This is a genomic window from Mesorhizobium sp. M1A.F.Ca.IN.020.04.1.1 (assembly GCF_003997315.1).
Lineage (GTDB): Bacteria > Pseudomonadota > Alphaproteobacteria > Rhizobiales > Rhizobiaceae > Mesorhizobium.
Map to the genome: position 1 here is coordinate 1 of NZ_RZSN01000201.1, position 9,545 is coordinate 9,545.

Annotated in this window: 8 protein-coding genes and 1 pseudogene; 5 read left to right on the forward strand and 4 right to left on the reverse strand. The window is 64.2% G+C overall.

The genetic code is table 11. The features are described 5' to 3' along the window. The 3 genes and pseudogenes from EOA49_RS34165 to EOA49_RS27455 form a co-directional block, all read left to right on the forward strand. A pseudogene (locus EOA49_RS34165) lies at positions 1-113 on the forward strand (hydrolase); the annotation flags it as partial. Continuing rightward, complete coding sequence (locus EOA49_RS27450) at positions 107-1,693, forward strand: FGGY-family carbohydrate kinase (RefSeq protein ID WP_127243464.1); 1,587 nt, start codon at positions 107-109, stop codon at positions 1,691-1,693. The pseudogene EOA49_RS34165 and the gene EOA49_RS27450, both read left to right, overlap by 7 nt. Before the next feature lie 164 nt (positions 1,694-1,857). After that, complete coding sequence (locus EOA49_RS27455) at positions 1,858-3,261, forward strand: MATE family efflux transporter (RefSeq protein ID WP_127240213.1); 1,404 nt, start codon at positions 1,858-1,860, stop codon at positions 3,259-3,261. Between the two features lie 40 nt (positions 3,262-3,301). On the opposite strand, the gene EOA49_RS27460 is transcribed toward EOA49_RS27455, so the two are convergent. The 4 genes from EOA49_RS27460 to speB form a co-directional block, all read right to left on the reverse strand. Then, positions 3,302-3,946 carry an amino acid ABC transporter permease gene (locus EOA49_RS27460; RefSeq protein ID WP_066999193.1) on the reverse strand — a complete coding sequence of 215 codons (645 nt, stop codon included), beginning with the start codon at positions 3,944-3,946 and terminating at the stop codon, positions 3,302-3,304. Then, entirely contained in the window at positions 3,943-4,611 is a 669-nt protein-coding gene (locus tag EOA49_RS27465) for an amino acid ABC transporter permease (RefSeq protein ID WP_127240214.1), read from the reverse strand. Before EOA49_RS27465 ends, EOA49_RS27460 begins: the two co-directional genes overlap by 4 nt. 88 nt (positions 4,612-4,699) lie before the next feature. Beyond that, positions 4,700-5,500: a transporter substrate-binding domain-containing protein gene (locus EOA49_RS27470; RefSeq protein ID WP_067323996.1), complete on the reverse strand. Its 801-nt coding sequence runs from the start codon at positions 5,498-5,500 to the stop codon at positions 4,700-4,702. A 188-nt stretch (positions 5,501-5,688) separates the two neighbouring features. Then, a complete protein-coding gene (gene speB / locus EOA49_RS27475; RefSeq protein WP_067323998.1) occupies positions 5,689-6,744 on the reverse strand; it encodes an agmatinase in 1,056 nt (351 codons plus the stop codon). 215 nt (positions 6,745-6,959) lie between these two features. On the opposite strand from speB, the gene gcvA reads away from it, so the two are divergent. Both gcvA and pncB read left to right on the forward strand, forming a co-directional pair. Then, positions 6,960-7,943 (forward strand): transcriptional regulator GcvA, encoded by a 984-nt coding sequence (gene gcvA, locus EOA49_RS27480; RefSeq protein ID WP_127216547.1) that lies wholly within the window; start codon positions 6,960-6,962, stop codon positions 7,941-7,943. A gap of 293 nt (positions 7,944-8,236) precedes the next feature. Further along, positions 8,237-9,541: a nicotinate phosphoribosyltransferase gene (pncB, locus tag EOA49_RS27485; protein WP_127240215.1), complete on the forward strand. Its 1,305-nt coding sequence runs from the start codon at positions 8,237-8,239 to the stop codon at positions 9,539-9,541. The last annotated feature ends 4 nt before the right edge of the window (positions 9,542-9,545 follow it).

A 9,545-nucleotide genomic window follows, 5' to 3' on the forward strand; every position in this document is an offset into this window, starting at 1 on the left:
ACCCTGCGCTCAAGGCGCGGCTTGCGTCGACCGAACCGGACTTTATATTCGCTGACATGCTGCAATTGCCCGACCTGATTGCAGACCTGGGAGCGAGAGTAAAAGCATCTTGACGAGTTTCGTTTGCGCGGTCGATGTCGGCACCGGGAGCGCTCGCGCGGGCATTCTCGACTCGCATGGCAACCTGCTCGGCCGCGCCGAGCGGCCGATCGCCATGCACCAGCCTAAGCCCGATCACGCGGAGCACGATTCGGAAAATATCTGGTCGGCAGTCTGCGCCGCCGTGCGGGCCGCGCGCGAGAAGACGAACGTCGCCGCATCGGATATTGTCGGCATCTCCTTTGACGCCACCTGCTCGCTGGTGGTGCGCGGCAGGCGGGGCGATCAGCTGAGCGTCTCGGTCACCGGCGAGAAGCGCTGGGATACCATCGTCTGGCTCGACCATCGCGCCATCGCCGAAGCCGACGAATGCACCAGAAGCGGCCATGCGGTGCTCGACTATATCGGCGGGGTGATGTCGCCGGAAATGGAAACGCCGAAGCTGATGTGGCTGAAGCGCAACCTGCCCGCCACCTGGAATGAAGCCGGCTATCTGTTCGATCTCGCCGATTTCCTGACCTGGAAAGCGACCGGATCGCTCGCCCGCTCGCAATGCACGCTGACGGCCAAATGGACCTATCTCGCGCATGAGGAGACGGGCTGGCGGCGCGATTTCTTCAAGCTCGTCGGCATCGGCGATCTCTTCGAGCATGGCAATCTTCCGGATAAGGCGAGCCCCGTCGGCACCGATATCGGGCAACTCACGGCCGATGCGGCGGCAGATCTCGGCCTCACGGAAAAATGCCGGGTCGGCGCCGGGGTGATCGACGCCTATGCCGGCGCGCTCGGTGTGCTCGGCGGCTTCGCCGGCGACGAGAAGGACATCAGCCGGCACCTGGCGCTGATTGCCGGCACCTCGTCCTGCGTCATGGCGATGTCGCAGGATCCGCAGCCTTTCGCCGGCGTCTGGGGACCGTATTATGGCGCGGCGTTGCCAAAGCTCTGGCTGTCGGAAGGCGGTCAGTCGGCGACCGGCGCTCTGCTCGACCACATCATCCGCTGGCACGGCGCCGGCGGCGAGCCGGATGCGGCAATGCATGCCAGGATCGCCGAGCGCGTCGCCGAACTGCGCGCCGCCGAGGGCGATGCGCTGGCGGCGCGCCTGCATGTTCTGCCGGATTTCCACGGCAATCGCTCGCCGCTCGCCGACCCGCACGCGGTTGGCGTCGTCAGCGGGCTGACACTCGATTCCTCCTTCGACAGCCTGTGCAAGCTCTACTGGCGCACCGCCGTCGGCATCGCGCTCGGCGTGCGCCATGTGCTCGAGGCGCTGAACGAGAACGGCTATTTGATCGACACGCTGCACGTCACCGGCGGCCACACCAAGAACCCGCTCTTGATGGAACTCTATGCCGATGCCACCGGCTGCGCCGTCATCGAGCCGCTGGCCGACGAGGCGGTGCTGCTCGGCACCGGCATGGTCGCTGCGACCGCCGCTGGGCTTTACCCCGACCTGAACGCCGCTTGCGTGGCCATGCAGCAGGGCGGCAGGACGCGGCCCCCGAATCCGGCCGCCGGCGCTCGCTTCGACCGCGACTATCGCATCTTCCTCGAAATGCACCGCCAGCGGCAGGCGCTCGACACCATCCAATAGAAGGCCCGGCTCTTGCGCTTCCCGCTGGCTCAATAGGTCGCCGCTCCTCCTCCTTGCCAATATGTCGCATTTCGTTCACAAGACGGCGCAAACGGCGCCATTTTGCGCCGTTTGCGTGCGGCTTCCGGGCGAGTCCCGACGCGCCGTGGTCTGAAGAGCGGAAAATGTCTGCGATCGAAGCCGGCGCTCGCGCGCCGGAAAATTTTTGGCGTCAGGAAATCAGGGCAACATTGTCGCTTGCCTGGCCGATGGTGCTCACCAATCTCGGCCAGACCGCCATGACCGCGACCGACGTCATGATGATGGGCCGTTTGGGACCCGACACGCTGGCCGCCGGCGCGCTCGGCTCCAACCTCTATTTCATGCCGCTGATCTTCGGGCTTGGCCTGATGCTAGCCACCTCGCCGATGATGGCGACCGAGCTCGGCCGCCGCCGCCATTCGGTGCGCGACCTGCGCCGCACCGTGCGCCAAGGACTCTGGCTGGCGGTCCTCGTCTCGATCCCGATCTGGCTGTTCCTCTGGCATGGCGAAGAAGTGCTTTTGGCCATGGGGCAGAAGCCGGACCTCGCGCACCAGGCAGGCATCTACCTGCACTGGCTGCAATGGGCGGTGCTGCCTTTTTACGGTTATATCGTGCTGCGCTCCTTCATCTCGGCGCTGGAGCGGCCCGGCTGGGCGCTGATCATCGTTTTCGTCGCCGTCGCCTGCAACGCCTTCTTCAACTGGGTCTTCATGTTCGGCAATCTCGGCGTTCGCCCGATGGGCATCGCCGGCTCGGGCCTCGCCACCTCGCTTTCCAGCGTGCTGATGTTTGTTGGACTGGCGGTCGTGGTGGTGCTGGAGAAAAAATTCCGCCGCTATCACCTGTTCGGCCGCTTCTGGCGCTCCGACTGGCCGCGCTTCCGTGGCCTGCTGAGGCTCGGCCTGCCGATCGCCGGCATCCTCGCCTTCGAGGTGACGATCTTCAATGCGGCAGCTCTGCTGATGGGTCTGATCGACGCGGATTCGCTGGCAGCCCACGCGATTGCCATCCAGATCGCCTCGATCTCCTTCATGGTGCCGCTCGGCCTCAACCAGGCGGTCACCGTGCGCGTCGGCCTGGCACATGGCGCCGGCAATCCCGAGGGCGTCTCGCGCGCCGGCTGGACCAGCTTTGTCATCGGCGTCTCCTTCATGGCGCTGATGGGGCTGGTGATGATCCTATGGCCGCATCTTTTGATCAGCGCCTTCATCGATCTCGCCGATCCGGCCAATGCCAGGGTGATCACGCTTGCCGTGTCCTTCCTGGTGTTTGCCGCGCTGTTCCAGATCTTCGACGGCGCGCAGGCGGTGGCCGCCGGCATGCTGCGCGGCCTGCACGATACCAAGGTGCCGATGATCTATGCCGCGATCGGCTATTGGGGGGTCGGCCTTCCGCTCGGCGTGCTGCTCGCCTTCCATTTCGGCTTCAACGGCGTCGGCATCTGGATCGGCCTTTCGTCAGGCCTGGCGGTGGTGGCGGTGCTCCTGCTCGTCCGTTGGCTGCGGCGCGATCGCATCGCGCCGGCGCTGTCGTTCAGCCATTGAGAAGAGCGGCCGCCGGTCAGGCGGCGGCCCTCGTCGACCTTCAGTGTGCGGCGACACGCTCAAGCCGCCGCGCATATTGCGTCAGCGGGAAGCACATCACGAAGAAGATCAGCGCCACCAGCCCGTAGACGGTGAAGGGTTCGAAGGTCGCGTTGTTGATGGCGTTGGAGGTCCTGACCAACTCCTCGAAACCGATGATCGAGGTCAGCGCCGTCGATTTGATCAGCTGCACCAGGAAACCGACGGTCGGGGCGCGCGTGATGGCGAAGGCCTGCGGCAGGATGATCAGCCTGAGTTCCTGCAGATAATGCAGTCCGAGACTGGCGCCGGCGTCCCACTGGCCGCGCGGCAGCGCATCGACACCGCTGCGCCAGATCTCGGCGAGATAGGCGCTGGCAAAGAAGGTGAGGCCGAGCGCCGCGGCGGTCCATGGCTCGATACGCAGCCCCAACATCGGCAGGCCGAAGAACATCAGGAAAAGCTGCATGAGGAGCGGCGTGCCCTGGAACAGCGCGATATAGCCGGAAGCGATCCGCTTGATCCATTTGTTCTTGGCTATGCGGAAGAACAGCACGACCAGCCCGACCAGCGCGCCGCCGACGAAGGCCGCAAGCGACAGCAGCACTGTCCAGCGCGCGGCGAGCAGAAGGTTGCGCAATATGTCCCAGAGGGTGAATTCGATCATGACACGCCGGCTCCGAGTGCGCGGCGTCCGCCGCTGACCAGCAGCCGGCGCAGCCCCATCGACAGGCCGAGATAGACCATGGTCACCACCAGATAGGTTTCAAAGGCGCGGAAGGTGCGCGCCTGCAGCATGTCGGCCTCGTAGGTCAGTTCACGCACCGCGATCTGCGACACCACCGCCGATTCCAGCATCATGATGACGATCTGGCTGGTCAGCGCCGGATAGATCACTGTCAGCGCCTGCGGCAGCACGATCTTGATGAACACCTGTCTGGGCCTGAGCCCGAGCGCAAGCGCTGCCTCCGTCTGCCCGCGCGGCACCGCGTCCAGACCCGCGCCGACGATCTCGATCGTGTAGGCCGCCATGTTGAGCGTCATCGCCAGCATGGCGGCCAGGATCGGATCGAGTCGGATGCCGAGGCTGGGCAGGCCGAAGAAGATGAAGAACAGCTGCACCAGGAACGGCGTGTTGCGCATCACCTCGACATACCAGCCGATCGCCAGCTTGAGCGGCCTCGGGCCGTTCCGGCGGCCGGCGGCGCCCAGGATGCTGAAGAAAGTGCCGGCGAGCGTGGTGACGACGATCAGAAGCAGCGTCATCGCCGCGCCGCGCGCGATCGCGCCCGCTGCACCCGCAAGCCAGCCGAAGTCGAGGCTGTAGCCCATCGCGATTGGCCCTGTTGGAAAGCGTGTAGCGCAAGAAGCAAGTACGGGAGCGGTTCAGCGCTTCATGCGCGCTGAACCGCTCCGGGGATCAATCCTTGAGGTTGTCGGGATTGAGCGGCGTCTTCAGCCAGGCCTTCGAGCTCTCGTCCAGCTTGCCGTCCGCCAGCATCTTGGCGACCGCATCGTTCACCGCCTTCTTCAGCCTGTCCTCGTTCTTGTTGAGGCCGATATGCGAGGGCGAGGTCAGCAGCTGGAACTTCTGCTCGGGCTTCAATGCAACCTGCTTGGCCAGCACCTGCGCGCCGACATCATTGCCGACCACCATGAGCTGCGTCTGTCCGGAGATGAAGGCCTGGATGACGGAATTGTAGTTGTCGAAGCGGCGGATGTCGGCCGAGGCGGGCGCCGCCTGGGTGAGCGAGGTATCCTCCAGCGTGCCGCGATTGACGGCGATCGACTTGTCGGCAAGGTCGTCCTTGCCTTTGACGGCAAGCTCGGCCGGGCCGATGACGGCGATGTAATAGGGCGCGTAGGCGGCGGCGAAATCGATCACCTGCTCGCGCTCCTTCGAATAGCCGACGCTCATCAAGATATCGACGCGCTTGTCGGTGAGATACGGGATGCGATTCTGGCCGGTGACGCTGACGAGGTTCAGCTTCACCTTCAAGGAATCGGCGATCGCCTGCGCGACGTCGATGTCATAGCCCTTGATGCTCATGTCGGCGCTGGCCGAGGAAAAAGGCGGGAAGTCGGAGAAGATGCCGACATTGATGGCCCCGGCCTTGGTGATGTCGTCGATGGCGTCGGCCTTGGCCTGCGAGGCAAGACCGGCGGCGCCGAGCATGATGAGTGCCGCAAGTGCGGATTTCAGTGTGTTGCGAAGAGTCATTTTAGTTCCCCTGCTGGAAGCTTGTTGTTGAAACCGGCCGCCGGCTCCAGCGCGACGGCCGTACTGGTTAGCAATTCCAAGAAAAGCGGGAAGCGGTCTACGCTTGGCGACTTCGCATAGCTTCCGTCCGGAATTGCGTAAAAACGAAGCGGTTCGCCGTTTCCATGAAGCGGTGAAACGCTCTCGTGTCAGCCCTTCTTGATTGCCGGGCTGAACACCATCAGGCTCAGGATCTCGAACAGGACTTGCGCGCCGACATGGGCGGTGTTGGTGGTCGCGTCATATTGCGGCGCCACCTCGACGACGTCGCCGCCGACGATGTTGAGGCCCTTCAGGCCGCGCAGCAGCTCGAGCACCTCGCGCGTCGTCAGCCCGCCGACCTCAGGCGTGCCGGTGCCCGGGGCGAAGGCCGGATCGATGCTGTCGACGTCGAAGGAGATGTAGGTCGGGCCGTCGCCGACGATCTTCCGCGCCTTCTCGATGATGGCGGGTATGCCGACGCCGGTCACCTCCTCGGCATGGACCACCGTCATGCCGGATTCATAAGTGAACTCCCACAGATACTCGGCCGAGCCGCGAATGCCGATCTGGATCGTGCGGGTGGGATCGAGCACGCCGTCCAGGACCGCGTTGCGGAACGGTCCGCCGTGATGGAACTTGGTCATGTCGAACAGCCCGCTGGTGTCGCAATGGGCGTCGATATGGATCATGCCGACCGGAGCCTGCTTACCGACCGCTTTCAGGATCGGATGGCTGATCGAGTGGTCGCCGCCGACCGAAAGCGGCAGCACACCGGCGTCGACGATCTGGTTGGTGCGCTTTTCGATGTCCTCGTGGCTGATCTCCAGCCGGTAACGGCTGCGGAACGGGGTGTCGCCGATGTCGGCAACGCGCAGCTCATGCGTCGGCGCGCATTCCAGCACGTGATTGTAGGGGCCGATGCGCTCGATGGCGCGCAGCGCCCGCGGCCCGAAGCGTGAGCCCGGCCGGTTGGTGACGCCAAGGTCCATCGGCACGCCGATCATCGCCACTTGCAAGTCGCCGAAATCCGGATTGTCGGCCGCCACCTGCCGGTACGGCGCGGCAAGGAAGGTCGGGATGCCGGAATAGGGCGCCAGCCGGGTGCCGCTTTTGCTGAAGATCTTGTCGGCAACCTTGCGGAATTTCGGATCGAACATCTCGCCGCCATGGCTCTCGCCATATTTGCGGCGCAACGCTTCGAGCTTGCCGCGATCGTAACCCATGTCCGGTACTCCTCCGTGACTGCTTGCAGCGCGGCGGCTGCACCGACGGCTGTCAAGCCAGCAGTCATCCGGCTGATCGTTGTCCGCCGGCGCCTGCGAAATCCTACGTCTGTTGAGCTGTTCCGGGCAAAAGTGTCGGGCAACTGTATTGAAAAATCAATTGATATTGTTAGGGTCTTTGCTGTGAGAAAATCTCACAAAGTCGGGAGCTGTCCTTGGCCAAGCGCTTGCCGCCGTTGAACCCGCTGCGCGCCTTCGAGGCGACGGCGCGACATGCCTCGTTGACCAAGGCGGCGGGGGAGCTCAATGTCACGCATGGCGCGGTCAGCCACCAGATCAAGGCGCTCGAGCAATCGCTCGGCGTAAAGCTTTTCCAGCGCGCGGGTCAGCGCGTGAAGCTTTCGCCGCATGGCGCTGAGTTCCTGCCGGCGGTTTCGGCGGCCTTCGACGGCATCGCCGCGGCCACGCAGCGCATGACACGCCCCGCAAGCACCGGTGTGCTGTCGGTGTCCTGCGTGCCGGCGCTGCTCTTGTTGTGGATGACGCCGCGGCTCGGCTCCTTCACCGCGCAATATCCCGACATCCAGCTGACGCTGATCCCCTCCAACGACGCCAGGGACATCCGCGCGCCGCACATCGACGTCTGCGTGCATTATGGCGATGGCAGCTGGAGCGACTGCTGGATACGCAAATGGTCGGGTCTCGAGCTGTTTCCGGTGGTCAGCCCGACGCTGATCAACAACCGCCCGATCCGCAGCGTGCGCGACCTTGCCGACCACGTTTTCCTGCATGGCGACGACGGCCGCGAGTGGCACACCTGGCTGGCCGCCGCCGACGCGCTCGATCTGGAGCGCGGCCGCCGCCATCACCTCGGCGACGCGCGCATAGCGGTGGAGGCCGCCGTCCACGGCCACGGCGTGGCGCTCGGCGATTCCGTGACCGCGCGCGCCCTGCTCGCCAGGGGCATGCTCGTTGCGCCCTTCGCTTTGTCGGTGCCGGCGGTCGATGACTTCTATGTCGTCTGCCGCAACGAGATGCGCTCGGCGCCGATCGTCCAGCTTTTCATCGACTGGCTCTTTGCCGAAAAGGAGCAGGACGAGGGCCGCGCCGATGCGCCGGTCGCCGGCCGTGTGCCGAGCCGCAGGAAGCGCCCGGCGCTCAAGGTGATCGGGGCTAGAGCGATTCCAGGAAAAGTGTGAGCGATTTTCCGTCCGGAAATTCCCGTCAAAAAAAGCCAAGAGCATTTCGCGGTTGCCGTGCAACGGTGGAATGCTCCGGCGCAGCGTCATGATCGCTGGACTTGCATAGCTGGTTTTTGTCGGGCCAGCTTGCAAAGCAGGAAGCGCTTTCAAAAATACAATGCTAAGACCGCAGCTGGTTAACAATTCTGGGAGCTGCGCGGCGGTTTTCCGTCCGGAGTGCTTCATAACAGGGACTTGAGGCGCCGCGCTTGGAATCACGCAAGCGCGACGCGCTTTTTGGGTGAGCAGATATGGCACGAACCGATATAGCGCGGCGCGTCTACAACCACACCTGGAAGCTGGACCCCATCGTCCGCAGCCTGCTGGACACCGATTTCTACAAGCTGCTGATGCTGCAGATGATCTGGGGCATGTACCCCAAGGTCGACGCCACCTTCACGCTGATCAATCGCACGACCTCGGTGCGGCTCGCCGACGAGATCGACGAAGGCGAACTGCGCGAGCAGCTCGACCACGCTCGCACCTTGCGCTTCTCCAAGAAGGAGATGATCTGGCTCGGCGGCAACACCTTCTATGGCCGTAAGCAGATCTTCGAGCCGGAATTCCTCGCCTGGCTGGAGGATTTCCGCCTTCCCGATTATGAACTCACCAAACGCGACGGTCAGTACGAACTGTCCTTTCCCGGTCCCTGGATGTACACCACGCTGTGGGAGATACCGGCGCTCGCCATCATCAACGAACTGCGCTCGCGCGCCGCCATGCGCTCCTTCGGCCAGTTTGCGCTCGACGTGCTCTACGCCCGCGCCAAGGCCAAGATGTGGGCCAAGACCGAGCGGCTGAAGGCACTGCCCGGCATCCGCATTTCCGATTTCGGCACCCGCCGCCGCCACTCCTTCCTGTGGCAGCGCTGGTGCGTCGAGGCGCTGAAGGAAGGCATCGGCGAGGCTTTCACCGGCACGTCGAACGTGCTTCTGGCCATGGACAACGACCTCGAGGCGCTCGGCACCAATGCGCACGAGCTGCCTATGGTGTTTGCGGCACTTGCCAATTCCGTTGAGGAGCTGAGGCAGGCGCCCTACAAGGTGCTGCAGGACTGGCAGCGCTATTATGGCGGCAATCTGCTGATCGTGCTGCCCGACACGTTCGGCACGTCCGCTTTCCTGCGCGACGCGCCGGACTGGATCGCCGACTGGACCGGCTTCCGCCCCGACAGCGCGCCGCCCATCGAAGGCGGCGAGAAGATCCTCGCCTGGTGGCGCGAGAAGGGCAAGGATCCGAAACACAAGCTGCTCATCTTCTCCGACGGGCTCGAGGTCGAGACCATCGAGGAGACCTACAAGCATTTCCGCGGCAAGGTGCGCATGTCCTTCGGCTGGGGCACCAACCTCACCAATGATTTCGAAGGCTGCGCGCCGACCGAGACCAACAGCCTCGACGCCATCTCGCTGGTCTGCAAGGTCAGCGAAGCCAATGGCCGGCCGGCGGTCAAGCTCTCCGACAACCCCGCCAAGTCGACCGGCGATGAGAAGGAGATCAAGCGTTATTTGCGCATCTTCGGCGAGAAGGGGCGGGTGGAGCAGCTGGTCAAGGTGTGAGGAC

Bases quoted from the DNA above. Each gene is read 5' to 3' on its own strand.
- EOA49_RS27455 (WP_127240213.1), top strand. From the start codon at position 1,858: ATGTCTGCGATCGAAGCCGGCGCTCGCGCGCCGGAAAATTTTTGGCGT.
- EOA49_RS27460 (WP_066999193.1), bottom strand. From the start codon at position 3,946: ATGATCGAATTCACCCTCTGGGACATATTGCGCAACCTTCTGCTCGCC.
- EOA49_RS27465 (WP_127240214.1), bottom strand. From the start codon at position 4,611: ATGGGCTACAGCCTCGACTTCGGCTGGCTTGCGGGTGCAGCGGGCGCG.
- EOA49_RS27470 (WP_067323996.1), bottom strand. From the start codon at position 5,500: ATGACTCTTCGCAACACACTGAAATCCGCACTTGCGGCACTCATCATG.
- speB (WP_067323998.1), bottom strand. From the start codon at position 6,744: ATGGGTTACGATCGCGGCAAGCTCGAAGCGTTGCGCCGCAAATATGGC.
- pncB (WP_127240215.1), top strand. From the start codon at position 8,237: ATGGCACGAACCGATATAGCGCGGCGCGTCTACAACCACACCTGGAAG.